Annotated in this window: 9 protein-coding genes, 9 tRNA genes and 5 rRNA genes; all 23 read left to right on the top strand. The window is 46.9% G+C overall.

The genetic code is table 11. The features are described from left to right. The first annotated feature begins 56 nt into the window (after positions 1-56). A complete protein-coding gene (locus AB3N04_RS11030) occupies positions 57-1,508 on the top strand; it encodes an anthranilate synthase component I family protein (protein WP_368502881.1) in 1,452 nt (483 codons plus the stop codon). A 12-nt stretch (positions 1,509-1,520) separates the two neighbouring features. Continuing rightward, positions 1,521-2,105, top strand: coding sequence for an aminodeoxychorismate/anthranilate synthase component II (pabA, locus tag AB3N04_RS11025; protein WP_368502880.1), 585 nt, complete (start codon positions 1,521-1,523; stop codon positions 2,103-2,105). Continuing rightward, positions 2,102-2,959: an aminodeoxychorismate lyase gene (gene pabC / locus AB3N04_RS11020; protein ID WP_368502879.1), complete on the top strand. Its 858-nt coding sequence runs from the start codon at positions 2,102-2,104 to the stop codon at positions 2,957-2,959. Before pabA ends, pabC begins: the two co-directional genes overlap by 4 nt. Positions 2,960-2,992: 33 nt before the next feature. Then, positions 2,993-3,766: a dihydropteroate synthase gene (gene folP, locus AB3N04_RS11015; RefSeq protein ID WP_368506029.1), complete on the top strand. Its 774-nt coding sequence runs from the start codon at positions 2,993-2,995 to the stop codon at positions 3,764-3,766. Further along, positions 3,759-4,127: a dihydroneopterin aldolase gene (gene folB / locus AB3N04_RS11010; protein WP_047972814.1), complete on the top strand. Its 369-nt coding sequence runs from the start codon at positions 3,759-3,761 to the stop codon at positions 4,125-4,127. The genes folP and folB overlap by 8 nt, the downstream gene beginning before the upstream one ends. Next, complete coding sequence (folK, locus tag AB3N04_RS11005) at positions 4,117-4,644, top strand: 2-amino-4-hydroxy-6-hydroxymethyldihydropteridine diphosphokinase (protein ID WP_368502878.1); 528 nt, start codon at positions 4,117-4,119, stop codon at positions 4,642-4,644. Before folB ends, folK begins: the two co-directional genes overlap by 11 nt. Then, positions 4,596-4,799 carry a helix-turn-helix domain-containing protein gene (locus AB3N04_RS11000; protein WP_082153729.1) on the top strand — a complete coding sequence of 68 codons (204 nt, stop codon included), beginning with the start codon at positions 4,596-4,598 and terminating at the stop codon, positions 4,797-4,799. Before folK ends, AB3N04_RS11000 begins: the two co-directional genes overlap by 49 nt. Positions 4,800-4,820: 21 nt before the next feature. Beyond that, positions 4,821-5,822, top strand: coding sequence for a tRNA dihydrouridine synthase DusB (dusB, locus tag AB3N04_RS10995; protein WP_368502877.1), 1,002 nt, complete (start codon positions 4,821-4,823; stop codon positions 5,820-5,822). A 191-nt stretch (positions 5,823-6,013) separates the two neighbouring features. Beyond that, positions 6,014-7,513: a lysine--tRNA ligase gene (gene lysS, locus AB3N04_RS10990; RefSeq protein ID WP_368502876.1), complete on the top strand. Its 1,500-nt coding sequence runs from the start codon at positions 6,014-6,016 to the stop codon at positions 7,511-7,513. Between the two features lie 405 nt (positions 7,514-7,918). Beyond that, positions 7,919-9,470 (top strand): 16S ribosomal RNA (locus tag AB3N04_RS10985). Positions 9,471-9,712: 242 nt separating this feature from the next. Beyond that, a 23S ribosomal RNA gene (locus AB3N04_RS10980) occupies positions 9,713-12,652 on the top strand. A 62-nt stretch (positions 12,653-12,714) separates the two neighbouring features. Further along, positions 12,715-12,830: ribosomal RNA gene (rrf, locus tag AB3N04_RS10975) — 5S ribosomal RNA — on the top strand. Positions 12,831-12,840: 10 nt separating this feature from the next. Further along, positions 12,841-12,916, top strand: a tRNA-Val gene (locus AB3N04_RS10970). Between the two features lie 5 nt (positions 12,917-12,921). Next, a tRNA-Thr gene (locus AB3N04_RS10965) sits at positions 12,922-12,994 on the top strand. A gap of 16 nt (positions 12,995-13,010) precedes the next feature. Further along, positions 13,011-13,086: transfer RNA gene (locus AB3N04_RS10960), tRNA-Lys, on the top strand. Between the two features lie 13 nt (positions 13,087-13,099). Continuing rightward, positions 13,100-13,181 (top strand) — tRNA-Leu (locus AB3N04_RS10955). 8 nt (positions 13,182-13,189) lie between these two features. After that, positions 13,190-13,264 (top strand) — tRNA-Gly (locus AB3N04_RS10950). Between the two features lie 43 nt (positions 13,265-13,307). After that, positions 13,308-13,396: transfer RNA gene (locus AB3N04_RS10945), tRNA-Leu, on the top strand. A gap of 6 nt (positions 13,397-13,402) precedes the next feature. Continuing rightward, positions 13,403-13,479: transfer RNA gene (locus AB3N04_RS10940), tRNA-Arg, on the top strand. Between the two features lie 16 nt (positions 13,480-13,495). Next, positions 13,496-13,572: transfer RNA gene (locus tag AB3N04_RS10935), tRNA-Pro, on the top strand. A gap of 8 nt (positions 13,573-13,580) precedes the next feature. Next, positions 13,581-13,656, top strand: a tRNA-Ala gene (locus AB3N04_RS10930). A 187-nt stretch (positions 13,657-13,843) separates the two neighbouring features. Then, positions 13,844-15,395, top strand: a 16S ribosomal RNA gene (locus tag AB3N04_RS10925). Between the two features lie 242 nt (positions 15,396-15,637). Then, positions 15,638-18,577, top strand: a 23S ribosomal RNA gene (locus AB3N04_RS10920). Together the 16S, 23S and 5S rRNA genes with 9 tRNA genes alongside form the textbook arrangement of a ribosomal RNA operon. The last annotated feature ends 46 nt before the right edge of the window (positions 18,578-18,623 follow it).

The raw sequence follows: 18,623 nt of genomic DNA, 5'->3' as shown, positions 1-18,623 counted from the left end.
TCGTAGTCATGTAAAATGAATACATAGAAGTAAATGATACGAACGGAGTGAAGCCGTTGCAACGAGAGAACGTAAAGAAAGACAACTGGATAGCGAAAGCCACCTCTTTTTCATTAGCGAAGGATGAATGGTTTGCAGCATATAAACATCTATCAAAAAATAAGACTCATCAAGTTCTCTTAGAGAGTGGACGTGGAGGGCAGTATAGCATTATTGGGCTTGATCCATTTGCTATTATTGAAGGAAAAGGAGACACCTTAACGGTTAAAAAGGGTGAGCATGAGGAGATAAAAAAAGGGAAGCTGTTAGATTCATTAAAAGAAGTGATGGCTCCTTATAAAACAGCTGTTATACCAGGTATCCCATCTTTTCAAGGGGGAGCGATGGGTTATTTAAGTTATGATATTGTTCGAGAAATTGAGCGATTGCCCCTTCTTGCTGAGGATGACCTCGCCCTACCTGATCTCTTTTTCATGCTGTTCCATGATGTATTTATCTATGAGCATATAGAAGAAAAGATGTGGGTCATTGTCCATGGTGAACAAGGCGACTCAGCAGACCTTGATGAGCGTTTAAAAGATTATGAACAGGCTTGGAAGAGCTCCCGACCTGAAACTGCTTGGAACTATCAAGTGCAAAAAACAACACATGGAAATTCTGCTTCGATGAGTGAAGAGGAATTTGGAGAAGCTGTTGAAAAGATAAAAGAATATATTGCAGCAGGTGATGTGTTCCAAGTAAATCTCTCTGTAAGGCAATCAAAAGGTTTGACCTGTGAGGCGATGCATGTCTATGAGACATTACGTAAGCTAAACCCATCGCCTTATATGAGTTACCTTCATACACCCGCTTTTCAATTTGTCAGTGCCTCCCCTGAGTTACTTGTCAAGAAACAAGGTATAGAGGTCAGTACTCGTCCGATTGCTGGAACTCGTTCACGAGGGAAGGACGCGGAGGAAGATCAACAGCTTGCTGCCTCCTTGATTGAAAATGAAAAAGAACGGGCTGAACATGTCATGCTTGTAGACCTTGAGAGAAATGATTTAGGCAGGGTATGTGAATATGGAAGTGTTGAAGTAAATGAGTTGATGGTCATTGAAAAATATTCCCATGTTATGCATATCGTTTCAAATGTTAGAGGGAAACTTAGTTCTGAGCATGATCTTTACGAAGTAATTCGAGCAACCTTCCCAGGTGGAACAATTACTGGAGCTCCTAAAGTCCGCACAATGGAAATCATAGAAGAGCTAGAACCGGTAAGAAGAGGGATTTATACCGGCTCGATTGGTTGGATTGGCTTTAATGATGAAATGGAGCTTAATATCACAATCCGTACCATGGTCTGTAAAGATGGGCAAGCACATGTTCAAGCTGGAGCAGGGATCGTGATCGATTCAAACCCGCGTCATGAATATAAGGAATCGTCTAAGAAAGCAAGAGCATTATGGCATGCACTTGAGTTGAGTGAAGAAGAGTTGAGAGAACGAGTAAATAGTTCATCGAGCTGAGGAGGAAAAGATATGATTATTATGATTGATAACTATGATTCATTTACGTATAACTTGGTCCAATATTTAGGTGAGATGGGTGAGGAGTTGGTTGTAAAACGAAATGACCAAATCACCATTGAGGAAATTGAAGAGTTAAATCCTGATTACTTAATGATTTCACCAGGGCCATGCAGCCCCAATGAGGCAGGAATAAGTTTAGAGGCGATTCGTTATTTCGCTGGAAAGATTCCTGTTTTCGGTGTGTGTCTTGGTCACCAATCAATTGCTCAAGTATTTGGAGGAGAGGTTGTGCGAGCAGGACGTCTTATGCATGGGAAGACCTCTCTAGTCAAACATAACCAAGAAACAATATTCAAAGATATACCAACGCCTCTGACGGCTACTAGGTATCATTCGTTAATCGTTAAAAGAGAGAGTCTTCCGGATTGCTTCCTGATAACGGCTGAAACGGAAGAAGGCGAAATTATGGCGATTCGTCATAAGGAACTGCCTGTAGAAGGTGTTCAATTCCATCCAGAATCCATCATGACGGATGCAGGAAAGGAATTGTTACGCAATTTTATTAGAACATACCGCAGGGAGCCGGTAGAATGATTGTCTATGTAAATGGTGAAATGGTGTTGGAAGAGGAAGCGAAAGTGTCTGCTTTTGACCATGGTTACATGTATGGTGTAGGTTTATTTGAGACATTTCGTGTGTATAATGGTCATCCTTTTTTATTGGATGACCATTTTCGCCGTTTAAAAGAAGGGCTCACCACATTAGGGATAGAGTGGGACATGAATACCGAGGAAGTCCGCAAAGTCCTTGATGATTTAATTGAAGCAAATGACCTTCGGGAGATGGATGCGTATGTAAGGTGGAATGTCTCAGCAGGTGATAAAGGGCTTGGACTTTACACGGGTCATTACGAGAAGCCTACAACCATCGTTTATATAAAGTCGATTCCTCAAAAGATGAAGGTAGAAAAACAAGGGATTATTCTAAAGACTAGACGGAACACACCAGAAACGAAAGTAAGATTAAAGTCTCATCATTATCTAAATAACTTATTAGCAAAGCGTGAGATAGGGCCAGACCCTAGTATAGAAGGGCTCTTTTTAACGGAAGAGGATCATCTAGCAGAAGGGATTGTTTCGAATTTATTCTGGGTAAAGAAACGTATAGTGTATACCCCGTCCATTAAAACGGGTATTCTGAATGGTATAACAAGGCAGTTTGTAATCAGACTTTTACAAAAAGAGGGGTATGAAGTAGAAGAAGGTTTTTATCTTGAGAAAGATTTATATGAGGCGGATGAGGCTTTTGTGACCAATTCAATTCAAGAGGTTGTATCCCTTACATCCATTCAATCTCATCTGTATAAGTCTAGCCCACCTGTAACAAAAAAACTTCAGCAATTATACCAAGAACAATGCCGAGCGCTTTTAAGTAGAAGCGAGCTATAAGGAGAGATCGTTGTGCGAAATCGAACAAAGATTATGGGGATTTTAAACGCTACACCTGACTCTTTTTCAGATGGAGGAAGGTATAACGAGGTTGAAGTCGCGGCTAAAAGAGCATATGAAATGGTAGCACAAGGTGCAGATATCATTGATATTGGCGGTGAGTCTACACGACCAGGATTTGCGAAAGTTCCTGCAGATGAGGAACTAGCACGTGTTATTCCAGTTATTAAAGCGGTAAGGGAAGTTGTTGATGTCCCTATTTCAATTGATACGTACAAAGCTGAAGTAGCCAGGGAAGCGATCAAAGCAGGGGCTAATATTATCAACGATGTATGGGGAGCTAAAGCTGATCCTATGATGGCACAAGTGGCTTTTGAAACAGGTGCAGAAATTATCTTGATGCACAATCGTGATAACAAGGACTACGGAGACCTCTTAGAAGATATGAAACGTGATATTGATGAAAGTGTCGCCTTATGTCACCGAGCAGGGGTTAGTGACGAGAAGATTATACTAGACCCTGGTATAGGATTTGCGAAAACCTATGAGCAAAACTTAGAAGCGATCCGTAGACTTGATGAGTTTGTTGCTATTGGTTATCCCGTGTTGTTAGGTACATCTAGAAAATCATTTATTGCTAAAACGTTAGATCTACCTGTAGATGAGCGGGTAGAAGGAACTGGCGCTACGGTTTGTTTGGGAATTGCCAAGGGATGCGAAATTGTTCGCGTTCATGATGTAGTAGAAATGAGTCGGATGGCCAAAATGATGGATGCGATGCTAGGAGGAGTGGTTCATAATGGATAAGATCTATATGGATGGACTTGAATTTTACGGTTTTCACGGTGTTTTTAAAGAAGAAAACAAGTTAGGTCAACGTTTTTACGTCGATCTAACACTAGAGCTTGATTTAAAAGAGGCGGGTGCTACAGATGACATTGACGAGACGATCAACTATGGCGATGTTTATAAAAGAGTAAAAGAAATTGTCGAGGGTAAACCTTATAAATTGGTGGAAACCGTGGCTGAGAAAATTGCAAAAGAGTTACTTACTTCATATGAGCGCCTAGAACTCTGTACCGTGAAACTTATTAAACCTGATCCTCCTATTCCAGGGCACTACAAATCTGTCGCTGTTGAGATTACAAGGGGGAAAAATGAAGCATAATGTCTACATTGCACTCGGCTCTAATATTGGTGATCGAGCTGCTTATTTAGAGGAAGCCATTGACCGTTTACAAAGAGAGAATGATATAGAGGTCGTAGCAACATCGTCAATCTATGAAACAGAACCTATCGGATATGTTGATCAGCAATCATTTTTGAACATGGTCATTCAAATTCACACAAATTTAAGCCCAGAGAAATTATTGGCAACTACGCAGTCAATTGAAGATACATGCGGACGCAAGCGTGATATCAGGTGGGGACCTAGAACGATAGATCTTGACATTCTTCTCTTTGATCAACAAAATATGAAAATAGAGAACTTATGCATTCCTCATCCTAGAATGTTTGAGCGTGCATTTGTGATCGTACCGCTTTATGAACTAGAGCCAACAATTTACTTTCAAATGCGTAATCAATCGATTGAAGATATATATGAGGCGTTGCCAGATAAAGAGGGTGTAAATGTATGGAGATCGAAAGTTGGGGAAGAAGAATCAGGGCATTCCGAAAGCTAAAAGGTTTTACCCAGCAACGGTTCGCTAAAGAGATGGGAATTTCAGTTTCTGTTTTAGGTGAAGTAGAGAGAGGGAGCAGGTTACCTGATGAGAAAATGCTCGAAAAAGTGACCTCAATCCTTAATATAACAAAGCAAGACTTGATCAAGAGATGATTATACGGAGGTGAATATATAGTGTTGAAGATTGGAAATATCGAAATGAACAACCAAGTTGTCCTTGCCCCGATGGCGGGAGTTTGTAACCCTGCGTTTCGTCTAATTGCGAAAGAGTTTGGTGCAGGATTAGTGTGTGCAGAGATGGTAAGTGACAAGGCTATTCTCCATAAAAATGAGAGGTCACTAAGTATGCTTTATGTAGATGATCGCGAGAAGCCACTAAGCCTACAAATTTTTGGTGGAGAGAAAGAGACATTAGTTGAAGCGGCTAAATTTGTAGACAAAAATACAAATGCAGATATTATTGATATTAATATGGGGTGTCCTGTACCAAAAATCACAAAATGTGATGCAGGTGCGAGATGGTTGCTTGACCCTAACAAAATTTATGATATGGTTGCAGCGACGGTTGATGCCGTAGATAAGCCTGTAACGGTTAAGATGCGTATTGGCTGGGACGCCGATCATGTTTATGCGGTTGAAAATGCACAGGCAGTTGAACGTGCAGGAGGAAGCGCAGTTGCTGTTCATGGTCGTACACGTGTACAAATGTATGAAGGGCATGCTGACTGGAACATTATTAAAGAGGTAAAAAATGCTGTTACTATTCCTGTTATCGGAAATGGCGATGTCCAAACCCCTCAAGATGCTCGTCGTATGATTGATGAGGTTGGAGTAGATGGGGTGATGATTGGACGAGCGGCATTAGGTAACCCATGGATGCTCTATCGTACAGTCAAATACCTTGAAAGTGGCGAGTTAATGCCAGATCCGACTCCACGTGAGAAGATTGATGTTTGTATGATCCACTTGGAGCGTTTGATTGATCTTAAAGGAGAATCGGTTGCTGTACGTGAGATGAGAAAGCATGCAGCTTGGTATTTAAAAGGATTAAGTGGCAACGGACGCATTCGTGATCAAATTAATACCTTCGAAACGAAAGATGATGTCCAGGAATCATTATATGAATATATTGATCAACTTGAAGAGAAGATGGCTGCGGAGTCTAGTGCTGTTTGACTTTCGGCCGATAATTCACTATAATTCGTTTGAGTTTATGAAACTGCCAGCTAATCACTGGCAGTTTTTCTATGTAGAAAAAAACTGTATAATGATTAGTAATAAGTTGATCTGGGATGATTCATACAAGAAGGTTGACTCGAGTTGGTTAGCTTAAAATGATTGAGTTAAATAGAGGAGATGAGTAGGTAATGAGCCAAGAGGTCGAATTAAATGATTTGCTTGCTGTGCGTCGCGATAAGCTTTCACAGTTAGAAGCACAAGGCACAAACCCATTTGGTGGACGGTTTGAAAGAACACATACAGCCAAGACAATGGAAAAAGCATTTGCTGATTTATCTAAAGAAGATTTAGAAGAACAAGGCCATAAAGTAACACTTGCTGGACGTATTATGACAAAGCGTGGCAAAGGTAAAGCTGGCTTTGCCCATATTCAAGACCTATCTGGACAAGTCCAAATTTATGTTCGTAAGGATGCAATTGGTGAAGAACAATATGGTCTTTTCACTTCTATTGATATTGGTGATATTGTTGGCGTAACTGGTACAGCCTTTAAAACTAAAGTCGGTGAGTTATCTGTTAAGGTAACCGATTTTCAAATTCTATCTAAGTCATTACGCCCACTTCCAGATAAATTCCACGGGTTAAAAGATATTGAGCAACGTTATCGTCAACGGTATGTGGACTTAATTATGAACCCTGAAGTGCGCGATACGTTTGTATTACGTAGTAGAATCCTTCAATCGATGCGTCGTTATCTAGATAACCGAGGATTCCTAGAAGTTGAAACGCCAACAATGCATTCAATTGCTGGTGGGGCATCAGCTCGTCCATTCGTTACACATCATAATGCGCTTGATATGACACTTTATATGCGTATTGCCATCGAGCTTCACTTGAAACGCTTAATTGTAGGTGGGATGGAGAAGGTTTATGAAATTGGCCGTGTATTCCGTAATGAAGGGGTATCAACTAGACACAACCCTGAATTTACAATGATTGAGCTATACGAAGCGTATGCGGACTACCAAGACATTATGGCGTTAACAGAAGAGCTTGTGGCTCATATTGCTCAAGAAGTATTAGGCACAACTAAGGTGACGTATGGTGAACATGAAGTTGACCTAGAGCCTAAATGGACTCGTATACACATGGTTGATGCAATTAAAGAAAAATCAGGTGTTGATTTCTGGCCTGAGATGAGTGATGAACAAGCCCGTGCCATTGCGAAAGAACATGGTGTGCATGTAAAAGAGACGATGACATATGGTCATGTTGTAAATGAGTTCTTTGAACACTTCGTTGAAGAATCGTTAATCCAACCTACATTTGTCTATGGTCATCCAACTGCTATTTCTCCACTTGCAAAGAAAAATCCTGAAGACGAGCGCTTCACGGATCGCTTCGAATTATTCATTGTTGGACGTGAGCATGCAAATGCGTTCTCCGAGTTAAATGATCCAATTGATCAACGCCAACGTTTTGAACAACAGTTAGTCGAACGCGAGCAAGGTGATGATGAAGCTCATATGATGGATGAAGATTTTGTGGAGTCGCTTGAGTATGGTATGCCACCTACTGGAGGACTTGGAATTGGGATCGATCGTTTAGTCATGTTACTGACAAACTCACCATCTATTCGTGATGTTCTATTATTCCCGCAAATGAGAAACCGTGAGCAAGGCGAATAAAGCAAAAAGATCTAGGTTATGATCATAACCTAGATCTTTTTTTGTCTTTATTAATGACTCTTTCTTCTATAGTTTATATCCGATATAATGAATCATTAAATACCGATATAAAATACTTTTAAAAAAAGTTTATAAAAGTTATTGCAATCTCTTATTGAGGGTGGTATATTATTACTTGTCGCTAAGGCAACAACGCAATAAACGAAGCGACTAACACAAATCAACTTAAAAAACTTCTTGACGCTAAATCAAATAAGTGTTAAGATGATCAAGTCGCTATAAGAGCGGCGGACAAGTTCTTTGAAAACTGAACAAAAGCCAAGCGAAATAGAGATACATGATATCTCGTCAATTTTTAAAACAAGATGCTAGCGTATCTTATGTAAGTGAGCTTAATCAAACACTTTTATGGAGAGTTTGATCCTGGCTCAGGACGAACGCTGGCGGCGTGCCTAATACATGCAAGTCGAGCGGACTGATGGGAGCTTGCTCCCTGATGTTAGCGGCGGACGGGTGAGTAACACGTGGGCAACCTACCTGTAAGACTGGGATAACTCCGGGAAACCGGGGCTAATACCGGATAACCCGTTCCTCCTCATGGAGGGACGGTAAAAGATGGCTTCTTGCTATCACTTACAGATGGGCCCGCGGCGCATTAGCTAGTTGGTAAGGTAATGGCTTACCAAGGCGACGATGCGTAGCCGACCTGAGAGGGTGATCGGCCACACTGGGACTGAGACACGGCCCAGACTCCTACGGGAGGCAGCAGTAGGGAATCTTCCGCAATGGACGAAAGTCTGACGGAGCAACGCCGCGTGAGTGATGAAGGTTTTCGGATCGTAAAGCTCTGTTGTTAGGGAAGAACAAGTGCCGTTCGAATAGGGCGGCACCTTGACGGTACCTAACCAGAAAGCCACGGCTAACTACGTGCCAGCAGCCGCGGTAATACGTAGGTGGCAAGCGTTGTCCGGAATTATTGGGCGTAAAGCGCGCGCAGGCGGTCTTTTAAGTCTGATGTGAAAGCCCACGGCTCAACCGTGGAGGGTCATTGGAAACTGGGAGACTTGAGTACAGAAGAGGAGAGTGGAATTCCACGTGTAGCGGTGAAATGCGTAGATATGTGGAGGAACACCAGTGGCGAAGGCGACTCTCTGGTCTGTAACTGACGCTGAGGCGCGAAAGCGTGGGGAGCAAACAGGATTAGATACCCTGGTAGTCCACGCCGTAAACGATGAGTGCTAGGTGTTAGGGGTTTCGATGCCCTTAGTGCCGAAGTTAACACATTAAGCACTCCGCCTGGGGAGTACGACCGCAAGGTTGAAACTCAAAGGAATTGACGGGGGCCCGCACAAGCAGTGGAGCATGTGGTTTAATTCGAAGCAACGCGAAGAACCTTACCAGGTCTTGACATCCTTTGACAACCCTAGAGATAGGGCTTTCCCCTTCGGGGGACAAAGTGACAGGTGGTGCATGGTTGTCGTCAGCTCGTGTCGTGAGATGTTGGGTTAAGTCCCGCAACGAGCGCAACCCTTGATCTTAGTTGCCAGCATTCAGTTGGGCACTCTAAGGTGACTGCCGGTGACAAACCGGAGGAAGGTGGGGACGACGTCAAATCATCATGCCCCTTATGACCTGGGCTACACACGTGCTACAATGGATGGTACAAAGGGCTGCAAAACCGCGAGGTTGAGCGAATCCCATAAAGCCATTCTCAGTTCGGATTGTAGGCTGCAACTCGCCTACATGAAGCCGGAATTGCTAGTAATCGCGGATCAGCATGCCGCGGTGAATACGTTCCCGGGCCTTGTACACACCGCCCGTCACACCACGAGAGTTTGTAACACCCGAAGTCGGTGAGGTAACCTTTTGGAGCCAGCCGCCTAAGGTGGGACAGATGATTGGGGTGAAGTCGTAACAAGGTAGCCGTATCGGAAGGTGCGGCTGGATCACCTCCTTTCTATGGAGTATTTAACTCTAGTCGATATATGATCTTACGATCATATACGCTTTGGTCTTTTGTTCAGTTTTGAAGGAACTATCCTTCAATTAAATACTAATTCTCACCAAGTTGAGTAAGAGTTAGTACTTGGTTCTTTGAAAACTAGATAATGAAATGTAAACATGAAATGTTCATCGGACTCTTTAAATAGAGAAGATTGAACGAGCATGTCAAGAATTCAACAACCTTTTTTAAATGTTGGTTAAGTTAGAAAGGGCGCACGGTGAATGCCTTGGCACTAGGAGCCGAAGAAGGACGCGACGAACGGCGAAACGCCTCGGGGAGCTGTAAGTGAGCTTTGATCCGAGGATATCCGAATGGGGGAACCCACTATTCGTAATGGAATAGTACCCATGCCTGAATACATAGGGCATGAGGAGGCAGACCTGGGGAACTGAAACATCTAAGTACCCAGAGGAAGAGAAAGCAAATGCGATTACCTGAGTAGCGGCGAGCGAAACGGTAACAGCCCAAACCAAGAGGCTTGCCTCTTGGGGTTGTAGGACACTCTATACGGAGTTACAAAGAAATAGGATAGGCGAAGCGATCTGGAAAGATCCGCGAGACAAGGTAACAGCCCTGTAGTCGAAATTCTATTTCCTCCAGAGTGGATCCTGAGTACGGCGGGACACGTGAAACCCCGTCGGAATCCGGGAGGACCATCTCCCAAGGCTAAATACTCCCTAGTGACCGATAGTGAACCAGTACCGTGAGGGAAAGGTGAAAAGCACCCCGGAAGGGGAGTGAAACAGATCCTGAAACCGTGTGCCTACAACTAGTTGGAGCCCGTTAATGGGTGACAGCGTGCCTTTTGTAGAATGAACCGGCGAGTTACGATGTCGTGCAAGGTTAAGCTGATAAGGCGGAGCCGTAGCGAAAGCGAGTCTGAATAGGGCGCATGAGTACGCCGTCGTAGACCCGAAACCGTGTGATCTACCCATGTCCAGGGTGAAGTTCAGGTAACACTGAATGGAGGCCCGAACCCACGCATGTTGAAAAATGCGGGGATGAGGTGTGGGTAGGGGTGAAATGCCAATCGAACTCGGAAATAGCTGGTTCTCCCCGAAATAGCTTTAGGGCTAGCCTCGAGGTTGAGAGTTTTGGAGGTAGAGCACTGATTGGACTAGGGGTCCCCACAGGATTACCGAATTCAGTCAAACTCCGAATGCCAAAAACTTTTACTCGGGAGTCAGACTGCGAGTGCTAAGATCCGTAGTCAAGAGGGAAACAGCCCAGACCATCAGCTAAGGTCCCAAAGTATACGTTAAGTGGAAAAGGATGTGGAGTTGCCCAGACAACCAGGATGTTGGCTTAGAAGCAGCCACCATTTAAAGAGTGCGTAATAGCTCACTGGTCGAGTGACTCTGCGCCGAAAATGTACCGGGGCTAAACGTATCACCGAAGCTATGGATTGACACCTTAGGTGTCAGTGGTAGGGGAGCGTTCTAAGTGCTGCGAAGTCAGACCGAGAGGACTGGTGGAGCGCTTAGAAGTGAGAATGCCGGTATGAGTAGCGAAAAGAGGGGTGAGAATCCCCTCCGTCGAAAGCCCAAGGTTTCCTGAGGAAGGCTCGTCCGCTCAGGGTAAGTCGGGACCTAAGCCGAGGCTGAAAAGCGTAGGCGATGGACAACAGGTTGAAATTCCTGTACCACCTCCTCACCGTTTGAGTAATGGGGGGACGCAGAAAGGTAGGGTAAGCGCACTGATGGATATGTGCGTCCAAGCAATTAGGCTGAGAAGTAGGTAAATCCGCTTCTCGCGAAGGCTGAGTTGTGATGGCGAGGGAAATTTAGTACCGAAGTTCCTGATCCTACACTGCCAAGAAAAGCCTCTAGCGAGGTGAGAGGTGCCCGTACCGCAAACCGACACAGGTAGGCGAGAAGAGAATTCTAAGACGCTCGGGAGAACTCTCGTTAAGGAACTCGGCAAAATGACCCCGTAACTTCGGGAGAAGGGGTGCTCTATTAGGGTGTATGCCCGAGAGAGCCGCAGTGAAAAGATCCAAGCGACTGTTTAGCAAAAACACAGGTCTCTGCGAAGCCGCAAGGCGAAGTATAGGGGCTGACACCTGCCCGGTGCTGGAAGGTTAAGAGGAGGGGTTATCCCTTACGGGAGAAGCTCTGAATTGAAGCCCCAGTAAACGGCGGCCGTAACTATAACGGTCCTAAGGTAGCGAAATTCCTTGTCGGGTAAGTTCCGACCCGCACGAATGGTGTAACGACTTGGATACTGTCTCAACGAGAGACCCGGTGAAATTATAGTACCTGTGAAGATGCAGGTTACCCGCGACAGGACGGAAAGACCCCATGGAGCTTTACTGTAGCTTGATATTGGATGTTGGTACAGTTTGTACAGGATAGGTAGGAGCCTTGGAAGTCGGAGCGCCAGCTTCGATGGAGGCGTCGGTGGGATACTACCCTGACTGTGCTGACATTCTAACCTCGAACCGTGATCCGGTTCAGGGACAGTGTCAGGTGGGCAGTTTGACTGGGGCGGTCGCCTCCTAAACAGTAACGGAGGCGCCCAAAGGTTCCCTCAGAATGGTTGGAAATCATTCGAAGAGTGCAAAGGCATAAGGGAGCTTGACTGCGAGACCTACAAGTCGAGCAGGGACGAAAGTCGGGCTTAGTGATCCGGTGGTTCCGCATGGAAGGGCCATCGCTCAACGGATAAAAGCTACCCTGGGGATAACAGGCTTATCTCCCCCAAGAGTCCACATCGACGGGGAGGTTTGGCACCTCGATGTCGGCTCATCGCATCCTGGGGCTGAAGTAGGTCCCAAGGGTTGGGCTGTTCGCCCATTAAAGCGGTACGCGAGCTGGGTTCAGAACGTCGTGAGACAGTTCGGTCCCTATCCGTCGCGGGCGTAGGAAATTTGAGAGGAGCTGTCCTTAGTACGAGAGGACCGGGATGGACACACCGCTGGTGTACCAGTTGTTCCGCCAGGAGCATCGCTGGGTAGCTACGTGTGGACGGGATAAGTGCTGAAAGCATCTAAGCATGAAGCCCCCCTCAAGATGAGATTTCCCATGGAGTTAATCCAGTAAGACCCCTTAGAGATGATGAGGTTGATAGGTCTGGTGTGGAAGCGTGGCGACACGTGGAGCTGACAGATACTAATCGGTCGAGGACTTATCCAAATTATTCTTGACACATGTTTACACATTATCTAGTTTTGAGAGAACCACTCTCAATTAAATAGTCTGGTGGCGATAGCAAAGAGGTCACACCCGTTCCCATGCCGAACACGGTCGTTAAGCTCTTTTGCGCCGATGGTAGTTGGGGGCTTCCCCCTGTGAGAGTAGGACGTTGCCAGGCATTTATTTATGGAGGATTAGCTCAGCTGGGAGAGCACCTGCCTTACAAGCAGGGGGTCGGCGGTTCGAACCCGTCATCCTCCACCATATATGCCGGTCTAGCTCAATTGGTAGAGCAACTGACTTGTAATCAGTAGGTTGGGGGTTCAAGTCCTCTGGCCGGCACTCTTGAAATTTGTACGAGCCATTAGCTCAGTTGGTAGAGCATCTGACTTTTAATCAGAGGGTCGAAGGTTCGAGTCCTTCATGGCTCACCATTTATTTTAATATGCGGGTGTGGCGGAATTGGCAGACGCGCTAGACTTAGGATCTAGTGTCTTATGACGTGGGGGTTCGACTCCCTTCACCCGCATTATTATTGCGGAAGTAGTTCAGTGGTAGAACACCACCTTGCCAAGGTGGGGGTCGCGAGTTCGAATCTCGTCTTCCGCTCCATATACTTTTACAATTGTATATTGGTTTTCTAGCAGTAAGTCCTGCCGGGGTGGTGGAATTGGCAGACACACAGGACTTAAAATCCTGCGGTAGGTGACTACCGTGCCGGTTCAAGTCCGGCCCTCGGCACCATATATTGCGCCCTTAGCTCAGCTGGATAGAGTGTTTGACTACGAATCAAAAGGTCGGGAGTTCGAATCTCTCAGGGCGCACCATTTTATATTAATAGTACGGGAAGTGGCTCAGCTTGGTAGAGCACCTGGTTTGGGACCAGGGGGTCGCAGGTTCAAATCCTGTCTTCCCGACCATTTTAATTGGGGCCTTAGCTCAGCTGGGAGAGCGCCTGCCTTGCACGCAGGAGGTCAGCGGTTCGATCCCGCTAGGCTCCACCAAATTTATTTTTATAAAGCTTGACATCAGATTGTAATCGGTGTTAAGATGATCAAGTCGCTATAAGAGCGGCGGACAAGTTCTTTGAAAACTGAACAAAAGCCAAGCGAAATAGAGATACATGATATCTCGTCAATTTTTAAAACAAGATGCTAGCGTATCTTATGTAAGTGAGCTTAATCAAACACTTTTATGGAGAGTTTGATCCTGGCTCAGGACGAACGCTGGCGGCGTGCCTAATACATGCAAGTCGAGCGGACTGATGGGAGCTTGCTCCCTGATGTTAGCGGCGGACGGGTGAGTAACACGTGGGCAACCTACCTGTAAGACTGGGATAACTCCGGGAAACCGGGGCTAATACCGGATAACCCGTTCCTCCTCATGGAGGGACGGTAAAAGATGGCTTCTTGCTATCACTTACAGATGGGCCCGCGGCGCATTAGCTAGTTGGTAAGGTAATGGCTTACCAAGGCGACGATGCGTAGCCGACCTGAGAGGGTGATCGGCCACACTGGGACTGAGACACGGCCCAGACTCCTACGGGAGGCAGCAGTAGGGAATCTTCCGCAATGGACGAAAGTCTGACGGAGCAACGCCGCGTGAGTGATGAAGGTTTTCGGATCGTAAAGCTCTGTTGTTAGGGAAGAACAAGTGCCGTTCGAATAGGGCGGCACCTTGACGGTACCTAACCAGAAAGCCACGGCTAACTACGTGCCAGCAGCCGCGGTAATACGTAGGTGGCAAGCGTTGTCCGGAATTATTGGGCGTAAAGCGCGCGCAGGCGGTCTTTTAAGTCTGATGTGAAAGCCCACGGCTCAACCGTGGAGGGTCATTGGAAACTGGGAGACTTGAGTACAGAAGAGGAGAGTGGAATTCCACGTGTAGCGGTGAAATGCGTAGATATGTGGAGGAACACCAGTGGCGAAGGCGACTCTCTGGTCTGTAACTGACGCTGAGGCGCGAAAGCGTGGGGAGCAAACAGGATTAGATACCCTGGTAGTCCACGCCGTAAACGATGAGTGCTAGGTGTTAGGGGTTTCGATGCCCTTAGTGCCGAAGTTAACACATTAAGCACTCCGCCTGGGGAGTACGACCGCAAGGTTGAAACTCAAAGGAATTGACGGGGGCCCGCACAAGCAGTGGAGCATGTGGTTTAATTCGAAGCAACGCGAAGAACCTTACCAGGTCTTGACATCCTTTGACAACCCTAGAGATAGGGCTTTCCCCTTCGGGGGACAAAGTGACAGGTGGTGCATGGTTGTCGTCAGCTCGTGTCGTGAGATGTTGGGTTAAGTCCCGCAACGAGCGCAACCCTTGATCTTAGTTGCCAGCATTCAGTTGGGCACTCTAAGGTGACTGCCGGTGACAAACCGGAGGAAGGTGGGGACGACGTCAAATCATCATGCCCCTTATGACCTGGGCTACACACGTGCTACAATGGATGGTACAAAGGGCTGCAAAACCGCGAGGTTGAGCGAATCCCATAAAGCCATTCTCAGTTCGGATTGTAGGCTGCAACTCGCCTACATGAAGCCGGAATTGCTAGTAATCGCGGATCAGCATGCCGCGGTGAATACGTTCCCGGGCCTTGTACACACCGCCCGTCACACCACGAGAGTTTGTAACACCCGAAGTCGGTGAGGTAACCTTTTGGAGCCAGCCGCCTAAGGTGGGACAGATGATTGGGGTGAAGTCGTAACAAGGTAGCCGTATCGGAAGGTGCGGCTGGATCACCTCCTTTCTATGGAGTATTTAACTCTAGTCGATATATGATCTTACGATCATATACGCTTTGGTCTTTTGTTCAGTTTTGAAGGAACTATCCTTCAATTAAATACTAATTCTCACCAAGTTGAGTAAGAGTTAGTACTTGGTTCTTTGAAAACTAGATAATGAAATGTAAACATGAAATGTTCATCGGACTCTATTAATAGAGAAGATTGAACGAGCATGTCAAGAATTCAACAACCTTTTTTAAATGTTGGTTAAGTTAGAAAGGGCGCACGGTGAATGCCTTGGCACTAGGAGCCGAAGAAGGACGCGACGAACGGCGAAACGCCTCGGGGAGCTGTAAGTGAGCTTTGATCCGAGGATATCCGAATGGGGGAACCCACTATTCGTAATGGAATAGTACCCATGCCTGAATACATAGGGCATGAGGAGGCAGACCTGGGGAACTGAAACATCTAAGTACCCAGAGGAAGAGAAAGCAAATGCGATTACCTGAGTAGCGGCGAGCGAAACGGTAACAGCCCAAACCAAGAGGCTTGCCTCTTGGGGTTGTAGGACACTCTATACGGAGTTACAAAGAAATAGGATAGGCGAAGCGATCTGGAAAGATCCGCGAGACAAGGTAACAGCCCTGTAGTCGAAATTCTATTTCCTCCAGAGTGGATCCTGAGTACGGCGGGACACGTGAAACCCCGTCGGAATCCGGGAGGACCATCTCCCAAGGCTAAATACTCCCTAGTGACCGATAGTGAACCAGTACCGTGAGGGAAAGGTGAAAAGCACCCCGGAAGGGGAGTGAAACAGATCCTGAAACCGTGTGCCTACAACTAGTTGGAGCCCGTTAATGGGTGACAGCGTGCCTTTTGTAGAATGAACCGGCGAGTTACGATGTCGTGCAAGGTTAAGCTGATAAGGCGGAGCCGTAGCGAAAGCGAGTCTGAATAGGGCGCATGAGTACGCCGTCGTAGACCCGAAACCGTGTGATCTACCCATGTCCAGGGTGAAGTTCAGGTAACACTGAATGGAGGCCCGAACCCACGCATGTTGAAAAATGCGGGGATGAGGTGTGGGTAGGGGTGAAATGCCAATCGAACTCGGAAATAGCTGGTTCTCCCCGAAATAGCTTTAGGGCTAGCCTCGAGGTTGAGAGTTTTGGAGGTAGAGCACTGATTGGACTAGGGGTCCCCACAGGATTACCGAATTCAGTCAAACTCCGAATGCCAAAAACTTTTACTCGGGAGTCAGACTGCGAGTGCTAAGATCCGTAGTCAAGAGGGAAACAGCCCAGACCATCAGCTAAGGTCCCAAAGTATACGTTAAGTGGAAAAGGATGTGGAGTTGCCCAGACAACCAGGATGTTGGCTTAGAAGCAGCCACCATTTAAAGAGTGCGTAATAGCTCACTGGTCGAGTGACTCTGCGCCGAAAATGTACCGGGGCTAAACGTATCACCGAAGCTATGGATTGACACCTTAGGTGTCAGTGGTAGGGGAGCGTTCTAAGTGCTGCGAAGTCAGACCGAGAGGACTGGTGGAGCGCTTAGAAGTGAGAATGCCGGTATGAGTAGCGAAAAGAGGGGTGAGAATCCCCTCCGTCGAAAGCCCAAGGTTTCCTGAGGAAGGCTCGTCCGCTCAGGGTAAGTCGGGACCTAAGCCGAGGCTGAAAAGCGTAGGCGATGGACAACAGGTTGAAATTCCTGTACCACCTCCTCACCGTTTGAGTAATGGGGGGACGCAGAAAGGTAGGGTAAGCGCACTGATGGATATGTGCGTCCAAGCAATTAGGCTGAGAAGTAGGTAAATCCGCTTCTCGCGAAGGCTGAGTTGTGATGGCGAGGGAAATTTAGTACCGAAGTTCCTGATCCTACACTGCCAAGAAAAGCCTCTAGCGAGGTGAGAGGTGCCCGTACCGCAAACCGACACAGGTAGGCGAGAAGAGAATTCTAAGACGCTCGGGAGAACTCTCGTTAAGGAACTCGGCAAAATGACCCCGTAACTTCGGGAGAAGGGGTGCTCTATTAGGGTGTATGCCCGAGAGAGCCGCAGTGAAAAGATCCAAGCGACTGTTTAGCAAAAACACAGGTCTCTGCGAAGCCGCAAGGCGAAGTATAGGGGCTGACACCTGCCCGGTGCTGGAAGGTTAAGAGGAGGGGTTATCCCTTACGGGAGAAGCTCTGAATTGAAGCCCCAGTAAACGGCGGCCGTAACTATAACGGTCCTAAGGTAGCGAAATTCCTTGTCGGGTAAGTTCCGACCCGCACGAATGGTGTAACGACTTGGATACTGTCTCAACGAGAGACCCGGTGAAATTATAGTACCTGTGAAGATGCAGGTTACCCGCGACAGGACGGAAAGACCCCATGGAGCTTTACTGTAGCTTGATATTGGATGTTGGTACAGTTTGTACAGGATAGGTAGGAGCCTTGGAAGTCGGAGCGCCAGCTTCGATGGAGGCGTCGGTGGGATACTACCCTGACTGTGCTGACATTCTAACCTCGAACCGTGATCCGGTTCAGGGACAGTGTCAGGTGGGCAGTTTGACTGGGGCGGTCGCCTCCTAAACAGTAACGGAGGCGCCCAAAGGTTCCCTCAGAATGGTTGGAAATCATTCGAAGAGTGCAAAGGCATAAGGGAGCTTGACTGCGAGACCTACAAGTCGAGCAGGGACGAAAGTCGGGCTTAGTGATCCGGTGGTTCCGCATGGAAGGGCCATCGCTCAACGGATAAAAGCTACCCTGGGGATAACAGGCTTATCTCCCCCAAGAGTCCACATCGACGGGGAGGTTTGGCACCTCGATGTCGGCTCATCGCATCCTGGGGCTGAAGTAGGTCCCAAGGGTTGGGCTGTTCGCCCATTAAAGCGGTACGCGAGCTGGGTTCAGAACGTCGTGAGACAGTTCGGTCCCTATCCGTCGCGGGCGTAGGAAATTTGAGAGGAGCTGTCCTTAGTACGAGAGGACCGGGATGGACACACCGCTGGTGTACCAGTTGTTCCGCCAGGAGCATCGCTGGGTAGCTACGTGTGGACGGGATAAGTGCTGAAAGCATCTAAGCATGAAGCCCCCCTCAAGATGAGATTTCCCATGGAGTTAATCCAGTAAGACCCCTTAGAGATGATGAGGTTGATAGGTCTGGTGTGGAAGCGTGGTGACACGTGGAGCTGACAGATACTAATCGGTCGAGGACTTATCCAAATTATTCTTGACACATGTTTACACATTATCTAGTTTTGAGAGAACC

The sequence above is a fragment of the Alkalihalophilus sp. As8PL genome, from assembly GCF_040939795.1.
Lineage (GTDB): Bacteria > Bacillota > Bacilli > Bacillales > Bacillaceae_D > Alkalihalophilus > Alkalihalophilus lindianensis.
This window is presented reverse-complemented; position numbering and strand designations above follow the sequence as displayed.

What these genes read in the sequence shown, in the direction of transcription:
- pabA (WP_368502880.1), top strand. Translation starts at nt 1,521, where the DNA reads ATGATTATTATGATTGATAACTATGATTCATTTACGTATAACTTGGTC.
- pabC (WP_368502879.1), top strand. Translation starts at nt 2,102, where the DNA reads ATGATTGTCTATGTAAATGGTGAAATGGTGTTGGAAGAGGAAGCGAAA.
- folP (WP_368506029.1), top strand. Translation starts at nt 2,993, where the DNA reads ATGGGGATTTTAAACGCTACACCTGACTCTTTTTCAGATGGAGGAAGG.
- folB (WP_047972814.1), top strand. Translation starts at nt 3,759, where the DNA reads ATGGATAAGATCTATATGGATGGACTTGAATTTTACGGTTTTCACGGT.
- folK (WP_368502878.1), top strand. Translation starts at nt 4,117, where the DNA reads ATGAAGCATAATGTCTACATTGCACTCGGCTCTAATATTGGTGATCGA.
- AB3N04_RS11000 (WP_082153729.1), top strand. Translation starts at nt 4,596, where the DNA reads ATGGAGATCGAAAGTTGGGGAAGAAGAATCAGGGCATTCCGAAAGCTA.
- lysS (WP_368502876.1), top strand. Translation starts at nt 6,014, where the DNA reads ATGAGCCAAGAGGTCGAATTAAATGATTTGCTTGCTGTGCGTCGCGAT.